This is a genomic window from Paenibacillus sp. FSL H7-689, assembly GCF_000517905.1.
Taxonomy (GTDB): domain Bacteria; phylum Bacillota; class Bacilli; order Paenibacillales; family Paenibacillaceae; genus Paenibacillus; species Paenibacillus amylolyticus.
Window position 1 is genome coordinate 53,345 of sequence record NZ_ASPU01000003.1, and the last position, 19,291, is coordinate 72,635.

14 protein-coding genes are annotated in these 19,291 nt (G+C 45.7%); 2 read left to right on the forward strand and 12 right to left on the reverse strand.

Annotated features, from left to right (window positions below; translation table 11 throughout):
• Positions 1–90 precede the first annotated feature (90 nt).
• The 3 genes from C170_RS01895 to C170_RS01905 all read right to left on the reverse strand — a co-directional run bounded on the left by C170_RS01895 (position 91) and on the right by C170_RS01905 (position 3,520).
• Positions 91–1,080 carry a phosphotransferase gene (locus C170_RS01895; protein ID WP_036606002.1) on the reverse strand — a complete coding sequence of 330 codons (990 nt, stop codon included), beginning with the start codon at positions 1,078–1,080 and terminating at the stop codon, positions 91–93.
• A 168-nt stretch (positions 1,081–1,248) separates the two neighbouring features.
• Positions 1,249–3,024, reverse strand: a complete 1,776-nt coding sequence (locus C170_RS01900; protein ID WP_036606003.1) for a SulP family inorganic anion transporter — start codon at positions 3,022–3,024, stop codon at positions 1,249–1,251.
• Between the two features lie 166 nt (positions 3,025–3,190).
• The gene (locus C170_RS01905; protein WP_017690603.1) at positions 3,191–3,520 is read right to left on the reverse strand and encodes an ArsR/SmtB family transcription factor; all 330 of its coding nucleotides are present in this window, start codon (positions 3,518–3,520) and stop codon (positions 3,191–3,193) included.
• A 194-nt stretch (positions 3,521–3,714) separates the two neighbouring features.
• Between C170_RS01905 and C170_RS01910 the strand changes: the two genes are divergently transcribed.
• The gene (locus tag C170_RS01910; RefSeq protein WP_036606004.1) at positions 3,715–4,659 is read left to right on the forward strand and encodes an alpha/beta hydrolase fold domain-containing protein; all 945 of its coding nucleotides are present in this window, start codon (positions 3,715–3,717) and stop codon (positions 4,657–4,659) included.
• A gap of 109 nt (positions 4,660–4,768) precedes the next feature.
• Here C170_RS01910 and C170_RS01915 read toward each other — a convergent pair whose 3' ends face one another.
• The 9 genes from C170_RS01915 to C170_RS01955 all read right to left on the reverse strand — a co-directional run bounded on the left by C170_RS01915 (position 4,769) and on the right by C170_RS01955 (position 18,078).
• The gene (locus C170_RS01915; protein ID WP_051446946.1) at positions 4,769–6,346 is read right to left on the reverse strand and encodes a glycoside hydrolase family 43 protein; all 1,578 of its coding nucleotides are present in this window, start codon (positions 6,344–6,346) and stop codon (positions 4,769–4,771) included.
• Entirely contained in the window at positions 6,343–7,242 is a 900-nt protein-coding gene (locus C170_RS01920) for a carbohydrate ABC transporter permease (protein ID WP_017690606.1), read from the reverse strand. Before C170_RS01920 ends, C170_RS01915 begins: the two co-directional genes overlap by 4 nt.
• Positions 7,243–7,257: 15 nt before the next feature.
• Positions 7,258–8,232, reverse strand: coding sequence for an ABC transporter permease (locus C170_RS01925; protein ID WP_036606005.1), 975 nt, complete (start codon positions 8,230–8,232; stop codon positions 7,258–7,260).
• Positions 8,233–8,368: 136 nt separating this feature from the next.
• A complete protein-coding gene (locus tag C170_RS01930; protein ID WP_235200699.1) occupies positions 8,369–10,042 on the reverse strand; it encodes an extracellular solute-binding protein in 1,674 nt (557 codons plus the stop codon).
• A gap of 175 nt (positions 10,043–10,217) precedes the next feature.
• Complete coding sequence (locus C170_RS01935; protein WP_036606007.1) at positions 10,218–11,792, reverse strand: response regulator; 1,575 nt, start codon at positions 11,790–11,792, stop codon at positions 10,218–10,220.
• An 11-nt stretch (positions 11,793–11,803) separates the two neighbouring features.
• Positions 11,804–13,606: a cache domain-containing sensor histidine kinase gene (locus C170_RS01940; RefSeq protein ID WP_036606008.1), complete on the reverse strand. Its 1,803-nt coding sequence runs from the start codon at positions 13,604–13,606 to the stop codon at positions 11,804–11,806.
• Positions 13,607–13,805: 199 nt separating this feature from the next.
• On the reverse strand, positions 13,806–14,654 hold the full coding sequence (locus C170_RS01945) for a GNAT family N-acetyltransferase (protein WP_036606009.1): 849 nt from the start codon (positions 14,652–14,654) through the stop codon (positions 13,806–13,808).
• A gap of 210 nt (positions 14,655–14,864) precedes the next feature.
• The gene (gnpA, locus tag C170_RS01950) at positions 14,865–17,045 is read right to left on the reverse strand and encodes a 1,3-beta-galactosyl-N-acetylhexosamine phosphorylase (RefSeq protein ID WP_036606010.1); all 2,181 of its coding nucleotides are present in this window, start codon (positions 17,043–17,045) and stop codon (positions 14,865–14,867) included.
• 13 nt (positions 17,046–17,058) lie between these two features.
• Positions 17,059–18,078, reverse strand: a complete 1,020-nt coding sequence (locus C170_RS01955) for a glycoside hydrolase family 88/105 protein (protein WP_036606011.1) — start codon at positions 18,076–18,078, stop codon at positions 17,059–17,061.
• 171 nt (positions 18,079–18,249) lie between these two features.
• On the opposite strand from C170_RS01955, the gene C170_RS01960 reads away from it, so the two are divergent.
• Positions 18,250–19,197 (forward strand): AraC family transcriptional regulator, encoded by a 948-nt coding sequence (locus C170_RS01960; RefSeq protein WP_036606012.1) that lies wholly within the window; start codon positions 18,250–18,252, stop codon positions 19,195–19,197.
• The last annotated feature ends 94 nt before the right edge of the window (positions 19,198–19,291 follow it).

Genomic DNA, 19,291 nt, shown 5'->3' on the forward strand with positions numbered 1-19,291 from the left:
ATAAGATGAAAAAGACCCTCCCGAGTTCAAGTTCACTCGGAAGGGTCTTAAAGCATTCAAACCTACACCTAAAATAATGTTCATCATTCGCTAGGATATAATCCCCGTATCCCGGAATTCTTCCACGAAACTATCCAGCCAATCCGAACCATAGTCCAGCGCACCCGTATCACTCTCAATAAAAGCAACATCTAGTCCCATCACCCAGAATCGGCGAGCAACAATAAAGAGATCAACCGCCTGCTCATCTTCGGCAGAGAAACTTCTGACTGAACGATATCCTGCCATGAGCGCATCCCATAATGCTGCTTTTCGCTCATCAGACTGCCTTTTTCGAACTTTCACTTGAGCTAAATCATAGGCACGCCAGCCTTTGGCTGCCCACTCGAAGTCATAATGGATGAACTGATGTTCCTGTTGAAACACATTGTTATTTCCATGCATATCGCCATGGCACAGACCAAAGTCCAGCTCTTGTCTGGAAGTGGTAACGATGCGTTCTTTTAACGTTGTGGCAAACGTATGGAGAAATGCTGCTGCTTCATTGTTCTCACCGATATAGTGGATAATTCGCTCAAGGGGTTCGTCAATAAGTAACTTCAGATCCAGCTCATATCGTGGCAGCTCCATGTTCACCTGATCCATAGCCTCATGTAATTCAGCGGCAGATTGACCAAAAGCGTAACAAGACTCCTCATCCTCCAGGTTGTTCTCCGTACCCTCAATATACCGAAACATTACAGCAACCCGCTTGCCTTCCGCAGCCTCCAACACCGTATATCCCGTATGATCTTTCTTCTCGATGTATTCTCCAATGTCGGTATGTTCCGCAGAACCTAGAACGTTCTTCAGTTGAGACAATAATGAAAGCTCATACTGAACATCTGCCTCCGTGATTTCAGTGCGGTAGATACGGAGAATGTACATGCCACTGGACGTGCGAACCCGGTAAGTATCATTCAATCCTCTAAGCCAAAACAAACATTCTTCCCATGTTCCAATGTCATAGTGATTCCTCAATGCAGACTCCAGGTACCTGGGGTTAAGCACTGAACGTAAAGCAGTCGGTTGAATGGACATATGGTTGCTCCTTCGGTTTAATATGATTATTTCTCATCTAATAGACGATGTAATCCTTTCACCTATCAACCTATAACATAGTATATTTTTCGTTTATTTTCCAGAATATATATTTTGATAAGCAAATACTCTCTAGACTCTTATAGCTCCATCTCTCTCATCAGCAGGTTAGATAGGGCTATTTACATTGACTCGCTTTCCAGGTTTCAGCAGGTTATTACACTCTGGGTCGGTGCCACCACTCGACAATGCAGCACATTCACGAAAGGCAAAATGTTTGCACCCCCTGCATTTCTGAACATCCAGATGCAATAATGCATAATTGATGGCTTCACCCGTGTGCTCAAACATATGATCCGGACCAATCCGTTCAATCAAACCTGTTCTCTTCAACATCTCCAACGGTTGCGCCTGAATGCCTGAAAGTAAAATCCTGCCCCCGGATCTCTCCATATGTTTGACAACACGGGCCAGATTGGATTCACCTGTTGTATCCATAAAAGGCACCTTACCCATTCGCAACAGCAGAGTGCCTGGTCGACGATGAATCGAATCCATGACCGACTTCTCGAACGTATCCGCTGCGCCGAAAAAAAGTGGCCCTTCAATTGTGTATAGGCTTATTTGCGGGCAGTCATGTCCTTCCCGAACCATGTGGGCCATGACTTTCTCATGTTTATGATCGGGATCGGGTAGTACTTTGGCAACCTTCAACATCTCACTCATCCGTTTAACAAATAAAAGGACAGCCAGAATTAACCCAACCTCTACAGCCGTTGTTAAACTTGTAAATACGGTCAGCAAAAAGGTAATCAGCAGAACGAGTGAATCACTCGTTTTGGTTTTCATGACATGTATGAAGGATCTCCGTTCACTCATATTCCAGGCAACCAGCATGAGAACGGGAGCCATACTGGCAAGAGGAATGTGGGATGCATATGGCGCAAAGAGGACAAGTACCAGCAAAACCACCACACCGTGAATCACGCCAGACCATGGCGATACTGCGCCGGATTTGATATTTGTTGCTGTGCGTGCAATCGCTCCTGTTGCAGGAATACCACCAAACAACGGCGTCACCATATTAGCAATCCCCTGCCCAATCAACTCTCGATTGCTGTTATGCCGACTTCCGGTCATGCCATCGGCAACAACTGCGGATAGCAGCGATTCAATTCCACCCAGCATGGCGATGACAAAAGCGGGTTGCAGCAAGTTCACAATACGCTCCCAAGTGATCTCTGGCACATGAAACTGAGGCAAAGAGTTAGGTATGGCGCCAAAGGACGAACCAATTGTAGCCACCTGCCCTTCAAAAAAGAACGCCGCGACTACCGTCGAAAGAACCAGCCCCACCAGTGATGCAGGCACCTTTGGTGCAAACTTGGGCACAAGCAGAAGAACAGCCAGACAGATTCCAGCTGTAAGCACACTGTATATATTAATCGTCGAGATATGCATCCCGATTTCTTTCATATTGGACCAGAAATCCTCGTGTTTCTCGATGCCTCGAAGTCCTAGAAAGTTCGTTATTTGTCCGCTAAAAATAATGACGGCGATCCCTGCCGTAAAACCGATAGTCACCGGCTTTGGAATAAACTTAATTAATGCCCCGAGCTTGAATACGCCCATTAGTACAAGCATCAAACCGGCCATCATTCCGGCGATCAGCAGATTCTCATATCCATACTGCATCACAATGGCAAATAGGATCGGAATGAATGCCCCCGTTGGCCCGCCAATCTGGAACTTGGACCCACCCAGCAAGGAAATGAGAATCCCTGCGATTACTGTGGTATACAATCCATACTCCGGTTTGACCCCGGAAGCGATGGCAAAGGCCATACCGAGTGGAATCGCAATGATACCTACAATCAGTCCTGATAACAGATCCTTGCGAAAAGCGGCAGCATTGTACCCTGCATATCTCCCCATCCATTTCATGTACCAAAACCTTCTTTTCTTCATATATTTGAATATTTGAATATATTTAAAAGACTACTCCCCTGCATACGTCCTGTCAATCGGATTACGCACAATCTCAGCAGGAACTTAACACAAAAAAACAAGAACCTCCGGCGATTACACCCAGTTGCTCTTGTTTATTGTGTCAGGACTCTTTACGAATATCTTCCAGCATGGAAATGGCATCAACCAGATGATTGTCAAAAATCTGTTTGGTGACTGCCAACAGGTCCTTAATCAGCGGATCACGCAGCGAATAGGTGACGGTTGTCCCTTCTTTGATTCCGTGGACAACGTTTTTGCTGCGCAATACAGCCAGTTGTTGTGAAACAGCAGAGCCTTCCGATCCCAGAATGCTTTGCAGTTCATTCACGTTTTTGGCTCCTTCACTCAGCAGCTCCAGAATCTGAATCCGCATCGGGTGTGCCAACGCTTTGAAAAAATCCGCTTTAAACTGTTGTATGCTCTGATTCATACGCTATGCCCCTTCAATCGAACTTTTGAAGATGCAAATATCATAACATAGAACGGGTACCATGCTTTACTCTAACCGTAAACGGTTTGATGGAAAAATTAAGATTGACCTTGAAGTACACTTCAACCTTTATACTTTACTTATAGTCTCCACAGACCGTATATCTGAACTCCATCAGGAAGGGTGATTCCTCAATGAACATGTATATCCATACTCACAAACGCTCGTTGACGAGCTTTCTATTCGAGAAATATATCGGAACGTTAGATACCAAGAAATTTTTTTCAACACGCGAGCTTACCCGCAAACACCTGGATCATATGGGCTTGGAAAACATTAAACCTTATATCTTGGGTAAAACAAAACTGTCATCTTCCATCAAAGAGCGCTCCCATGAAGACATGCAGGTGTTCACATTAAACGATCAGCATTCCCGTGAACAGAGGGTCATTCTCTACATTCATGGCGGGGCGCATACACACCAGCCGCTGTCTTTACACTGGAAATTCATGGACCGCATGGCTCAGGCTCTGAATGCCAAAGTTGTTGCTCCCATCTATCCAAAGGTTCCGCATTTTAATTATCAGCATACGTATCCGAAACTGCTCAATCTATACCGGGATCTGCTTGCCTCCGTAGACGACCCGGCACAACTCACCATTATGGGGGATTCCGCAGGTGGGAACATATCCCTAGCCTTGGCCCATTATCTGAAGATGCATGATCTCCCGCAGCCCAAAGATATCATCTTGTTATCACCTTGTGTGGATATGGTGCTGGACAATCCAGTCATATTTGATTACGAGACCCGCGACCCTATGCTCGCTGTGGAAGGGTATGATGTCATCCGGCGGATCTGGGCAGCTGACAAACCGTTGAACGATCCGTTAATCAGTCCAATCTACGGAGATTTCGCAGGTCTGGGCAAAATCAGCATCTTTATCGGAACCCACGAGGGTTTGTTTCCTGATAATATGAAGCTCGACAAACTGCTGACGGATCAAAGAATCGATCATCAAACGTACGTTTACCCCAAAATGAACCATGTCTTTGTCCTCTATCCGATTCCGGAGGCAAGGGATGCTCAGCGTAAAATGGTTAACATCATAAAAAGCTCAGCACATGAAGCTGGACAATAAACTGTAACGCATCCCCCCACTCCTTTCGCAAAAAGAATGAAAAAAAGCTCAATCCCTGGACTACCGCCACCGGATTGAGCTTACTTTCTGTTATTCTGTCATCTAAATATTATTTATATGAACCATATTCAAACCAGTCAAAGTCCGCTACCTGATCGGAAGAAGTACCGTTGCTACTGCTAAACATTCCGATACAACAGCCAACAAAGCCGCCAGCTACTTCGGTGCTCAGGCTGCTTGTATCCACCTGTTCCGCCACCAGATGATACTGACTTCCATCTGTGCTGTAATAGAAGTTTAGTTGCTGACCTGTCGCAGCCAGTTTGATATACACTCGCGATACATCACCCTCCAGCGCGATTTGCGCAATGTGGCTATCCTGACCATCTATAACGGTCACCACACGCAGCACCTGCTGTTTATCCGCCAGAGCACGCTCAATCCGTACGTGATACAGATCGTTCTGAATGACGACAAGACCAGCCGTTTCATTGGCATTCCCGGGCACAAATTCCATCGCTGTAGCTGCGACATAATCCATATGCCTTTGACGCAGACAAACAAAGCTGGAATTTTCTTTTTCCTTCAATGTTTGCGGTTTCAGCTTCAGCCGCAAGTATCCTTTTCGTTCGGTTAATGAATATAGATCCTCCTGAGGATTGCGCAGGAACATCCATTGCAAGCCCAGTTTATCACTGTCAAAATGGTCAAAACGCAGTTGCGGCTCTACCGGAACAGGCTTCAAATCCAACGTGCCCTGCTCCTCCAGAATTCCGCGGCCCTCATTAACAACAGGCCATCCGTCCTCCCAAACAACAGAAGCAAGGAACGTCTCCCGCCCCAGGTTGCTATAGCTCCCTCCATATGGACGCGAAGCAAGCATGACCATGAACCATTGACCGTTCGCAGCCTGCACCAAGTCGGCATGTCCTACATTAACAACAGGGTAACGCTTACCCAAATGGCGATGTGTAATGATTGGATTATTCGGATTCCCGACGTATCCTTCGGTTAAACTTTTGCTACGAGCAATGGTCACGGCGTGGTTTGGCCCTGTGCCTCCCTCTGCAATCAATAAATAGTAATATTCATCGATCTTATACAGATGCGGGCCTTCCGGCCAGATGACATCTACCATCGCCCCGCGCCACAGAACGTAACTGTCTCCCACCAGCTTCATACTGCCCAAATCAAGCTCTCTCAACCAAACTTCCCAATTGCCATTATAACGAACCCCCTCAGAGCAAGGACGTGTACCAAGGTAATAGGCTTTGCCGTCATCGAAGAAAATCGTAGGGTCGATGCCTTCTGCGCCTTCAATAAAATAAGGATCAGACCATGGCCCAGCCGGGTCGGTAGCGGTTACAACAAAATTGCCGCCATGTGATACATTGGTTGTAATCATATAGAAGGTGCCTTCATGATACCGAAGCGTTGGAGCGAATATCCCCTGTGAATGGCCTGCTCCCTGAAGATTCAACTGTGAAGGGCGGTCCAGCACATTTCCAATCTGTTTCCAATTTACAAGATCACGGCTCTGAAAGATCGGAACGCCAGGAAAATAGGCAAATGTTGATGTCACCAGATAAAAATCTTCACCCACCCGGCATACGGATGGATCTGGATAAAATCCGGGCATAATCGGATTGTTAAACGTGCATTGTTCGCTTTGATTTGCATTTTTCATTCTTTTACCCCTCCAATGGTTAGTCCAGTCACAAAGTATTTTTGCAAGAACGGATACAGTAAAACGATTGGCATTGCCGTTACAACCGTGATTGCTGCCCGAATAGATACAGGCGTCACCATGTTGGTTACATTTTTGAATGAATCCACATTGACGGTTCCCCCCTGTGAGGTCGCAGAGGATAACAATTTCATCAGCTCATACTGCAAGGTGGTCAAATTCCGATTTCCCGCCGTGTACAACATGGAGTCAAACCAGGAGTTCCACTGACCTACAGCAATGAACAAAGCGACTGTAGCCAACACCGGCTTGGACAGCGGAAGCACGATGCGCATGAAAATCCGAAAATCTCCGGCTCCATCCATCTTCGCGGATTCTATCAATCCCTCGGACAGTCCCTGAATGTAGGTACGAATGACGATCATGTTGAACACCCCGATCAACCCGGGAATAATGTATACCCAGAAGCTGTTCAGCAGCCCCACTTGTTTGATCAGCATGTATCCCGGAATTAAACCACCGCTGAAATACATCGTCATGACAAACAGCGTTGTGACCAATTTGTTGAACATATACTCCTTGCGGCTCAGCACATAGGCCAGCATGGCTGTACAGAACAGCTGTACAACCGTTCCCACCACAGTTCTGGCGACCGAAACAAATGCGGCTTGTGTCAGATTCGGGTTTTGGAATACGGAGACGTAATTTTGCAGCGTCCATTCCCTCGGCCAGAGATAGATCCCCCCGCGGATCGTATCCAGCCCGTTATTGAAAGATACGGCAATGGTGTTTAAAAAAGGATATAACGTAACAACCATGACAAGCAACATAAATATGCCATTGGTGATGGAAAAAATAGAGTCACCCAAGCTTCGTTTTCTGCTAAATCGCTTCACAGTTCTGCCCCCTTATCATATCAATCGCTCTTCACCAAGAGACTTGGCAATCCCGTTGGCGATAAATATGAGCACCAGACTGACCACACTTTTGAAAATGCCTGCTGCGGTGGCAAGTGAGTAGTTGCCGAGATTAATCCCGTATTTCAAAACAAAAATGTCGATCGTCTCGGATACATCCTGCACAAGTCCGTTCCCCAGCAAGTATTGAATCTCAAAACCTGCGTTCAGTACGTTACCAACGTTGATGATGAGCAGGATAATAATTGTTGGTTTGATGCTTGGAAGTGTGACATTGAACATTTTACGAAACCGTCCGGCTCCGTCGATGGAAGCTGCCTCGTACAAGCTCGGATTAATCGACGCCATGGCCGCCAGATAAATAATCGTGCCCCAGCCGATTTCCTTCCACATGCTGGACAGACCTACAATACCCCAGAAGTACTTTGGTTCGGCAAAAAAATTGATCGGTGCATCAATCAGGCCCAATTTCGTCAACAGCACATTCACTATTCCTGTTTCCGTTGATAATACATTCGCAACAATACCTGTTACGATGATCCATGACAGGAAATGCGGAAGGTAGGAAACCGTCTGTACCACGCGTTTGAACAATACCATTCGCAGTTCATTCAATAAGAGCGCCAGACCAATCGAGCCGACAAATCCCAGAAACAGACTGATCAGGCTCATCGCCAGCGTATTGCGAATGACACGTAAAAATGTAGGGTCCGTGAATAACGTTCGAAAATGATCCACCCCAACCCAATCCTGCTCCATAAAACCAATGCCCGGTCTATAATTCTGAAACGCCATCAACCAGCCCCATAATGGTCCATACGCAAAAATAGCGATAAACGCAATAAACGGAAATGACATCCACATTAATTGTCGCTGACTTTTCATTCTGGACAGGTTGTACCCGATCCAACTTGTTCCCGCTGGGATATGGCTGGTTTTTAACGAAGGCTGCAGCTCCTTTTTGGCCATGTTTTTTCTCTCCTTGCTTACGAGTTTATCTATATCACCCAGTCTGGGTGAATCGATTCCATTCCTATCCAATCTCCGAATCTAGCGTGTAAGAAAGGCTACGGGGTTCCCCATAGCCTTTCTGTGTGACAGGCCTTTATCCCCACAGTTCCATACGTCTGCGGACTTCTTCCGTCAGCGCATCTTCATACGCTTTAATATCTGCACTTTCCTTGAGCGTGGCTTGATATTCTTCCCAGGCCTTATCAAATTCGGCTGGTGAAGTCATAATCACTTTTGGCAGCCATTTGCGTTTTACATCATCCATTTTCTGTCTGGCGATGGTCTCCGGTTTATTCGGTTCAAAATTATAGGTATAGATTGGGAACCACGGTTCATTTTCCTCCGCAGGCTCAAGGAAGTCGGTAAACTTCGTATATCCATAAGCCTTCAGCACTTTTTTGTCGATGTCATTCAATGTGGCAAGGTACTCCTCCGGCTGCTCCTTAGGGTCAAGGGCATTCTTCCCGTCAGCGGTCATGCCTTCATGATGCGGGAAATAGACCAACGGGCTTCCCGTGTTTGCCAGCACCCAGTCCGGATCTTTGGAATTCGCACGTTGCTCTTCATTCCTGGAGAACACGCCTTTGTCATCGACTTGGTAATCCACGCCTTCCTGCCCCCAGGTTCTCAATACCTCCATCTCAGGGTCCAGCAAATCATTAATATATTGAAGTGCCCCCTCGATATCCTCGCAGCTTTTTGTAATGGCCAAGCCACCATTCACGTTAAGGATTGGATTGTTCTGATAACGCCCTTTAACATCCTCGGAGAGTGTAATGGACAACGGTACATAGGTTTTGTCGTACAATTTTTGCTTCACGAGTGATGCCTCGGCATCAAGGAACTGCCATCCTTGATCCACCATACCCAGCACACGTCCGGTTGAAATTTTGGAGATATATTGATCATAGTTTGCTGTAAAGGTTTCGTTATCGACGAGGCCTTGATGATATACCTCATTAATTTTCTTGAAATATGCCTTCGCTTCCGGAATGGTATTATAGTTTTTGGCCGTCAGCGTTTCTTTATCAACGATGGCTGCGCCTTCGTTAGGATAACCAGCCATGAAGAGCGGAGGGTTCTCCAGTGCGAAATAACGCCAGTCATAGGAGATAATTTCAAATCCAATTGTTGGCTGACCATCAACAGTCGGGTGAGCTGCTTTATACCGTTCAATCAAGTCGAAGTATTGGTCAAGCGTTTTGATTGTCGGATAATTATCCCATTCCAGTACGGCCTTCTGAATCCAGAATGCTTCTCCGTCATGGGATACTTTCATCGACTTTTCTTGTATATTGCCGAATTGAGGAATGAAGTAGATATGTCCATCCGTCGTATTTTTCATCTTCTTCCAGTCTTCGCCCAGGTAATTTTTGATGTTTGGATATTTATCGATGTAATCCTCAAGTGGTACTAACGCTCCTGCTGCTACCAGTTGCTGAGTACCATCACTCCCATCGATAAAATCGGGATATTCGCCGCCTGCAATGAGTACACCAATCCGCTCTTTGGCTGTTTGGCCTGTAAGCCAGTCCATCGTGACTCTGGCGCCTGTTTTCTCCTCAATAGCCTTTAACACCCGATTATCGTCAGGAGCAATTTTTCCCGGTACGGCAAAAAATGCGGAAAATTGTTTCAATTCCCTTCCATCTGCTGTCTTTTCCCCTTTCGAGGACGATCCCGGTGTACATCCAGTGAGTGCGATGACCAGTATTAAAGCGAGCAGAGCACTATACTTGATTCTTTTTCTAACATCCTTTTTCATCATGACCCCTCCATCGATTATATTGACAGAAGCTTTTTGGAAAGCGCTTTCCAAAGGCTGACTTAAAATTATCATGCTTCCATGCCCCTCTCAACGGGATAAACTATAGATGGAATCCCACTAATTCCAGCATCTGCGAAAAAAAATATCCCGCCGCTCCGTCAAGGAGTGCAGGATGTTAATCAAGAGAGTACGCAGCATGGGCACTTTTACGATATTGTGCAGGAGTCTCCCCCATGAGTTTCTCGAACCGGCTAATAAAGTAATCGGAATCCCGATATCCCACCATTGTTGCGATTTCGTATACTCTTTGATCTGTTCTGCGCAACAGCCGGGCGGCTTCCTCAATACGCAATTGATTCAAATAATCACTGAAGCTGATCGAGAAATGCTTTTTGAAAATCTGACCCAGATATGCACTATTCATGTAAAACTGCTCCCCAAGCAATTTCAGGCTGATATTTTCTCTGTAATGCTCGTGAATGAAGGCCTCGATTTTGGCTAATACGCCCATCGCATTTGACTTTTGCTGCTCCTTCAGTTTCTCTGCGCACATGAGCGAGAATTCGCATAAATGTTCAATGTTTTCCTCCATGGATAACATCGCGTAGTTCACCTTCAGAAAAGTCGATTCCATCAGCCCGGAATCTGGAGTAACCGTATCGTTATTCACGAGATCCAGCAAAGTGTAGGCCAAATAATGCAAGTGGATTCGAACCATACCAGGCTCGATTCGCTCATCCAGAAAAAATTGAAAAATGGCCTTTGCATGACTGTATAACTCATCCGTCTGCTGTTCCTCAATAGACTTAACTAGCCCATCAAATAATTGTTTTTCGAACTGTCCCGGCCGATTAACAAATAAGGTCGTATCCATAAGTTCGAAGTAATAAATGGGCCTGCAAGTGGTGAAGAAACGTAAGCTTTTCATTATGCCGCAGGATTGATAAGACTCGTGCAGCGCCTCCAACTCATGTACTTCCTTCCCGACATAACAAGCAATAGCCGCCTCTTGACCATGGCTCAGATCGGCATGTAATCGGGTCAAATATTGCTCCAAGGTCACTGCCTCACGGTTCACCATCAGGTCCGTAACCATAAGCAGAACCGCATTTTTATCACCTGTGAAGGGCTTCAAAATTTGTCCCGGCAAGGGCTTGCCCACCCATGCCTCAACCCGAGCGCACCAATCCGTTCCCTGTTCTGGACCGGCTTCCGCTTCAATCAGGACGCAACGCAGTATGCCGGCATCTTGATAGTGGGGCTGCAGACTCGTAACAGCTTCCTCCTCGGCCACCCCAAGCAAGATCGACTGCATATGCTGGGCCATAATAATTCGATCTTTTTTTTGCTGATATCGCTTCTCTTCCGTCCGCGCATTAAATGCGACCCTGAACTCCTCAAGCACCTGAACCAGTTCGGTCTTCACAATAGGCTTGAGAATGTAGTCATCCACCTGGTATTTAATCGCCTGCTTGGCATATCCGAACTCATAGAATCCACTCAGAAGAATCAGCTTGATGTCACCGTTATATTGCTCGTACAAGGTTTTGGCAAGCTGCATTCCGTCCATTTCCGGCATCTTAATGTCGGAAATCACCAGATCGGGCTGCATAGCGCGTATGCACTCCAATGCCTGCATACCATTGGAGGCCTGACCGCAAATCTGAAATCCGTAAGACTCCCAATCAATTAACAATAGAAGTCCTTGGCGAATAAATGGCTCATCGTCCACAATCAGCACGTTGATCATATCCTCGCTCCTTATTCTTGAGATGCCTGCATAAGAGGAATTTGAATGCCAATCGTTGTTCCCTTCCCCTTTTCACTGAATATGTGCACCTGAACGAAATCATCAAAATACATCCGCAGCCGAATATATGCATTCATCATACCAATGCTGCTAAGCTCGCTCATCCGATCCATACTCGGGTCTTGCATCATTTTGCGGAGCGAGGCCAGCTTGTCCTGATCCATACCGACTCCGGTATCTCGAATGGAAATGTACAGCTCATTCCTTCGAATTTCGAATAATACCTCCACGACCCCATCATTCGACGTCCCCTCAATACCATGGATACAAGCATTCTCCACAAAGGTGAGAACGGTTAGCTTGGGTATCATCATGGCAGCAATGGATTCGTCTGTGATCCGGATTGCAAATTGCAGCTTTTCACCAAAGCGATACTGCTGGATACTCAGATAACTCTCCACAAAATTGATTTCCTCTGCAATTGTAATCAGATCATCGCCCCAATTGATCGTCTGACGTAACAGCAGTGCCAGTTTATGAATGACATCGGAGGTTTCAAGCTCGTCCTTGATCAAACTCCGCATACGGATCGTTTCAAGCGTGTTGAACATGAAATGGGGATTCACCTGACTCTGAAGGGCTTTCAGCTCCGCCTGCTTTTTGGAGAGCTCAAGGGCTTGCCGCTCCACCTGGCCCTTAAACACAATCTCAATCAGGTTCTTGATCTTAATGACCATCATGTTATAACTATGGGTCAGGCTGCCGATCTCGTCTTTGCCCACAGGTCCCGATATCACCTCAAATTTCTCATGCTTCACTTGATCCAGGTGCTTCGCTATCCGATCAACTCTGATGACCAGTGATCTGGATATCAACCAGATTAGCAGTGTCGGCACCAACAGATTAAGAATGATTAGTAAAGTCAAATTAAGCTTGGAATTAACAATCTCCGACAAAACGTCCAATTTCTCCGTGCTGACGACAATCTGCCAATCCTCGGATACGACGGGAATCGATTGCATGGATTGAACAGGATCAATTGAACTGTTTGCAATCAGATTAAATGGCTTGCGCATCTGATTCATTTTTGAATCGTTCGAGAAAATGACCCTGCCATCCGAAACGACATACACCTTCCCATTGGCTCCCTCATTTTTAAGCGATTTGTTGATGAAAGCGTAGTCCAGATCAACCTTTAACACCTTTTCAACCTGCTGCTCCCCAAAGTAATCCAGCTTACGAATAATGCTTACTTTGCGCCCTCCCTGACTTTGCGACATCTCCGCCTGCTGTTTGTCAAAATACGAATAGATCATGATATGGTCGCTTGTGTTCATCAGCGCTTGATACCAATCACTTTTCTTCACCTCTTCATCCAGCTTAATGAAGTTTCCTCCATTGACGAAGGTATCATTGCCAACATAAAACGTAATTTGATTCACCTGCTGGTAGCTGTAATAGTACCTGACCAGATTGTTGTTGCTAAGCATATCATAGTAGGCAGAGTAATAGTCTTCCTGATCGCGATACTTGAACTCCATGAACCGGTTCAGCGTTCCATCGGTATAGAGAAAATTGGACACATACAAGCTATTGTCTATACTGTTCCGCAGGTTGAACTTGATCCTTTGCTGCATTTCATTGAATCGGCTATGCTCCTTCTCTTCAATGTTACCTTTGATACTTTGGTAAAACACGGTATTTGTGACCAGGACCGGGACCAGCACACAAAAAATGAACAATATGTACAACTTGGTTTTGAGACTCCAATCATCCAGAAACTGAATACGCTTACAGTATTTCTTTCGGCTCATGTTATGTCTTTGTCTCCTCTAACCATGTCATATATCAACATTATTATAACGAGTACAGGATGGGTTGGATACTGCAATCCAGGATTTCCGGGAAGCCTTTAATCAACCTCCCGTTCAACTGGCCCAACAAGACAGACACTAACACCCCACATATTTTCGTATGAACCCGATCTGATCTTAAGTCGAAACGGGTATCTCGTTATAATTTCAAGAGCATTTCGTACTGGCCCACATGATATGCAAAACCTGATTTGACCAGGAGGAAATCTTGCATCGGTTTCAGATGAGACTCCACATTGAGGACACTGACTCTAGGCGATTCTGTGCGTTGGACCATCTCTGTCAGGATGCTGCTTGCAATACCTTTGCCCCGGTAATTTTGGTTCACTGCAAGCTGGGGAATATCACCTGTTTTTTGATCTATAATGCCATAACCAACAATGCTGTGATCCTGACGTGCTACCACATAGATAAAAGCCTCCGGTACAGCGTAGATGGAATCAATTGAATTTTGCCAGGAGGGCTCCACATCCCAAAATTCCTTAAACTGCTCCACATCGATTCTCTCCACACATTCCACCGTGCAGGTCGTTTGCGGTATGAATTGATCTTTTTGCAACTGGAAACATGAAAATTCCCTTTGAATTTTAAAGTTTTGTTTACTGTACAGCTGAACTGCAGATTCGTTGGATTGGATGACCTCCAGCAAATATTGCTCTACATTTTTTTCTTTTAACAGCTTTTGAATATTCAAGAGCAGATTGCTTGTAATGCCTTGCCGTCTGCAATCTTTTACAACGCCTGTCCCAAGATCATATGCAGTTGTCTTTCCATTCCAGCTTCGAAGCCCATTGATAACAAATCCGACCATTCTCTCATCCTTAAAGGCTCCCATAGATATTTCGGGGTGATAACCCCTTCGTTGGAGCATTTGTTGAAACTTCCAAAAAGGCAAATCCATTTTAACCTGATAGTCGGAGAACGCATCCACAAACGCCTCGTGAAGTGTTGCCATGCTTACTTTGTCCAACATTTTATAACTGTACATTAGGGCATTCTCTCCTTTAAAAAGATGAAAACAATAAAATATTAGGGCTCATGATCCCTATCCTTATTTAAATATTCTACTAAATAGTATTAACACTATACAGTGAAATCCGTAAGATAAAATCTTCTTCCTTCGAAGTTTTCAGACACGCCCTAATAACTAAAATAGACCGCTTCCTGGTTAAGGAATACGGTCTATCGAGTCATCATTCTATGGGGATACCGATTTTGTTAAACCAATTTTGGTGATCACCGTATCATACGGCTCCAATTCCACGGTCTGTTTTCCATGCTCTGTATTGATCGTCGTGGACTGAACCTGATTGCTATTATTGATCACAACCAATATGTTGCTCTCGGGGTAATAGGCGCACTCAGTATACAAGTTATCCGTGATGTACTTTGTTTCATGGAATTCATTGCCCGCAAATCGAATCAAATTCAGAAGTAGTCTTGTATTTTCCCAGCTGAATTCGAAGGAAGGCAGGTAGATCCCTTTTCCTTTTCCAAAAGCATGTGTGGACAGTGTGATCTGACCATCCGTTTCATTCACTACAGCTGCTGATCCATCAGTAAGATAAATGTTATCTTTCGGAAGTATGCTGGCCCCCTCAGGCACCAAACCATACTCATCATTAACTTCATACGACCATTTTCCATGAACAACCCTTGCACCTGTATCCTCATCTACCCCAAGCACATGGGCCATTCTAAAATAGCTGTCGTACCCGTCCATTGCCGAAGGCTGGTTAATGCCAATAAAGGTACCACCCTCATAAACCCATTGGGTCAATAAGTCCACAGACTGGTGGTCACTCCAATGCGCTCCACCGCTCCATGCTGAACCTGCAGAGCCGGCATTGATGACGACATCTATATCCTTCAATGCGCCCTGACGAATATCATCAAAATCAATAAACTGCACGTCAACAGGCAACCCGGCTAATGCCTCATTCACATGAATCAGATCATGCATATGCGTTTCATGAAAATGACCGGACAAGGTCCACGATCTTAACTTGCCCCAGCTATGCAGCACGGCTACCTTTGTCTTGATCTGATAAGGCTTTCCAGCCTGATGTAGCTCTTTCATTTCCCTGAATTCATGGGCAATCTTCTCGATATAATCCACAAAGTCCGGGTAAGGCTCAACCAGATGCAAATATCCACCCAGTCCAATCCGGTCAATCGACTCACGCAGCAGCGCACGCCGGATATTAATCCAATATTTCTTCGCATCCAGGGTAGGGTCTCCTCCCTCTTTGAAGGTAGGAAGCCCGCCTAAGCCAACTGGGAACAAGTAGGGATGCAAGCGAATTTCATGGGTATCAGCCTTAACGCCGGAGCACATTCTTGCCTCGTAACCGGAGAACACACATTTGATCATGCCGTCGAATCCAAATTCCTCAAAGCGATCATTATACGGCTCCATGCCCACCCAGCTGTCATCATAGAAGACATACGCCAGCTTGTCATGTTTGTGTACAATATCAATTAACTTTTTACCGAATTCAATGACAAAATCATTGATAAATGCCATCCAGTCCAGTTTGCGCTGATCCGCAGGCATATGAGTGACCTGATATTTACCGCCATTTACAAAGTCCTCGGCGGAGAGTGAATACCCATATTTTTGAGCAAACAGATCCAGCGCTCTCGAACTTACCGTGAAATCGTATGAACCCCAATCCGAGAACAGATGGCGATTCCGCTCATCACTGCCCCAGATCCAGGCGAAGTTATAAAATAGGGACGTAAAACGTACAACGGTTGTTTCCGGGTGTTCTTGGCACCACTTTTCCATCCAATCCAGCAAATAGGTTTGGGTGTCTGTATAGATCGGGTCAATCTGCATCAGATGCTCTTTGTCCCAATTATTCGTCGTGTGATTGTACATGGAAATCTCTTCCCAGATCCGATAAACCATGAAACTCACCGTGTATTTATGCCAAGGAGCAACGCCGGTAATGACAACATTGCCAGATTCCCTTTCATAACTCCACTGTCCTCTAGGAACTTCTTCCCCAGTCGTTCGGTCGTACACCTGCCAATACTTAAACGCTTCTTTCGAATCATTCACCCTGAATTGTTCAGCGAAGAAGTCCTCCATCAGAAAGATGGATACATAATCTTGCACAGCAACCTTCGGATTCGTAATGAGAAAACATTGCTGCAACTTATCCAAATTACGGGATGCCCACTCATTATGATCCCGAATAATGCAAATGGTTGAATAGATGCCATATCCGGCATTGATAATCTCATCGGACAACTTTGTACCGTCACTGTCACGGATCACATCGGCACCCCAGCGGTTGGCAAGTTCAAGCGTCAGTGCTTCATAACCGGATTCTCCCGGTAGTGTAAAGGAGCCTTTGGTTAATTTGGACAATTGGGTTCCCTCCCTATCTCAACATATCGGACAGAAAAGCGAGTGCCAGGCCCTGACCCCAGCCCTGAATCCAGTCTTTTGGAATATTGCGATAGCCAGCCCGATCCTTCATCACCGCGGTACCTCCAGATACACCAAGCACGCGTCCATCTTCGCTAATGTTGTTCAGGATACCTTCCAGTGCCTTTTGCACGTATTTGGTATGCAGTGGATTACCGTTATTGATCATCGCTGCTGCAATACCTGCGGAAGCCGATACCTCTTCATACGATTCTTCGTCATCCAAAACCGTACGCCACAAGCCGTTCTCGGTCTGTACCAGCTTGAGAGCCGCCAATTGATCACGAAGGGCACACTCTACATCCATACATTGCGGATACAAGTACCAGTCGTTGAGCTGAGGTTTCACCTGAGACATCGTATAGGCTCCCCAAGCATTCGCTCTGCCCCAGTAAAATCCGGACATGTGGTCCTTATTAATATTGTTATAACCGTGATACCACAGACTGCTGGTCGGATCTTGCAGGTATTTGATATGCCAGTAATACTGATTCAGCGCATCCTGAATCATGGCTTCATCTTTTAATTTGCTACCTACACGGAGCAGGAAAAATGCCGCCATAAACAAGGTATCCGCCCAAGCCTGTTCCGGAAAATCATTGGAAACGGATACCGTATGCTGAAGCACATTGTCTCCAAAGCGAAGCGCATGATTCTGGAGATAATCGACCTTGCTGAGGACAATATCCCAATATTTCTGATCTCCGGTTTCTTCATATAAAGTGATGAGCACATGGCCCATGGCACATGTATTAACCGTCCAACTTGGCAGACCCAGCTCGATATATTCGTCTGCCCATTTCACCAGCCTGTCCAGAATCTCTTGGTTACCTGTCGTTTGATAGGCTCTGGATACACCATAATAAGCCACTCCACCGGGCCAATCCCATGTCAGATCCATATCCAGTGTTTTCTTGGTAACGTTCTCGATTACATGTAGAATCTGATCCCTGTCATATTTCACTTGAAGCATTGTTATTCCCCTCTCCCTGCGCACACGCCCCCAAGTGCGCCCTGAGAGGTGTCCTTCCATTGTTGTAAACGCTTTACTTATTCCATTGTACGCAGTAAAATAGTCTCAATCTAAGCATATTCATAACAAAACTGCGCAATTTCAATCATTTATACATAGGAGTCCTCGAAAATGCCCAAACCGAAGAAACCTGTCATTGAATATCGTCACTACAGCCTGCCCATTGATTTCCCTGTCCTGTTACTCAGTGGGGACCGCTGGAGAATATCCGATATCAAGAGTGAGCATCTTCATTTCCATAACCACATGGAGATTGGCATCTGTTATTCAGATGGAGGCATCATGGAGATTAAGGGGGAATCTGTGCCTTTTCGGGCAGGCGACATCACATTCATTCCCCGCTATCTTCCGCATACCACATACAGTTCACCTAATAACGCCAGCCTGTGGGCTTATATCTTTTTTTCACCGGAAGAACTCTTCCGTCATTCACTCAAAACAGCACAAACTCACATTGAACCGAATCTATGGGCGATTCAGGGAACCAATTGCATTCTGAATAAGGAACAGCATCCCAAAATTCATATGCTCGCAACTTCAATCGTTGAAGAAATGAAGCAGCAGTCCCCCTACTATCGGGAGAGCGCGTACGGCTTGTTGATGTCTCTATATATCGAACTGCTTCGAATTCATGCGAGCAGCGAACGCTTGTCATCTCAGGATCAGGAACGGGAACGTGACCTCCAAGGGGACTTGGTCATCTCACCTGCGCTGGAGTTTATCACCAAAAACTATATGATGCCTGTGACCATCGATTACCTCGCTGAACTGTGTCATCTGAGTACAACGCATTTTCGCCGCAAGTTCCATGAAATTATGGGAACCACGCCGCTTGATTTTCTGAACAGTACCCGGATTGAAGAGGCATGCAAACGATTAAAAAGCACCGAGGCCTCCATTCTGTCCATCTCTGAGCAGGTCGGCTTCCGATCCATCTCCAGCTTTAACCGCTGCTTCGCCAAACTGATGGGCGAATCGCCTAAAGCCTGGCGCAAAGGCGCTCATACAGAAGCACAGTCTGCAAAAGCCTCAATATTGGAATTCACGGGGTGGGTATGAAGGAATTTGTCGAAATGTGATTGCGCCCCCCAGAGATATTCGCTACAATGCCGATAGAATACAAGAGATTTTGTCCGAAGCTACCAAAGGATTG

Coding starts and splice junctions, on each gene's coding strand:
- C170_RS01895 (WP_036606002.1), bottom strand. CDS start 1,080: ATGTCCATTCAACCGACTGCTTTACGTTCAGTGCTTAACCCCAGGTAC.
- C170_RS01900 (WP_036606003.1), bottom strand. CDS start 3,024: ATGAAATGGATGGGGAGATATGCAGGGTACAATGCTGCCGCTTTTCGC.
- C170_RS01905 (WP_017690603.1), bottom strand. CDS start 3,520: ATGAATCAGAGCATACAACAGTTTAAAGCGGATTTTTTCAAAGCGTTG.
- C170_RS01910 (WP_036606004.1), top strand. CDS start 3,715: ATGAACATGTATATCCATACTCACAAACGCTCGTTGACGAGCTTTCTA.
- C170_RS01915 (WP_051446946.1), bottom strand. CDS start 6,346: ATGAAAAATGCAAATCAAAGCGAACAATGCACGTTTAACAATCCGATT.
- C170_RS01925 (WP_036606005.1), bottom strand. CDS start 8,232: ATGGCCAAAAAGGAGCTGCAGCCTTCGTTAAAAACCAGCCATATCCCA.
- C170_RS01930 (WP_235200699.1), bottom strand. CDS start 10,042: ATGATGAAAAAGGATGTTAGAAAAAGAATCAAGTATAGTGCTCTGCTC.
- C170_RS01935 (WP_036606007.1), bottom strand. CDS start 11,792: ATGATCAACGTGCTGATTGTGGACGATGAGCCATTTATTCGCCAAGGA.
- C170_RS01940 (WP_036606008.1), bottom strand. CDS start 13,606: ATGAGCCGAAAGAAATACTGTAAGCGTATTCAGTTTCTGGATGATTGG.
- C170_RS01945 (WP_036606009.1), bottom strand. CDS start 14,654: ATGTACAGTTATAAAATGTTGGACAAAGTAAGCATGGCAACACTTCAC.
- C170_RS01955 (WP_036606011.1), bottom strand. CDS start 18,078: ATGCTTCAAGTGAAATATGACAGGGATCAGATTCTACATGTAATCGAG.
- C170_RS01960 (WP_036606012.1), top strand. CDS start 18,250: ATGCCCAAACCGAAGAAACCTGTCATTGAATATCGTCACTACAGCCTG.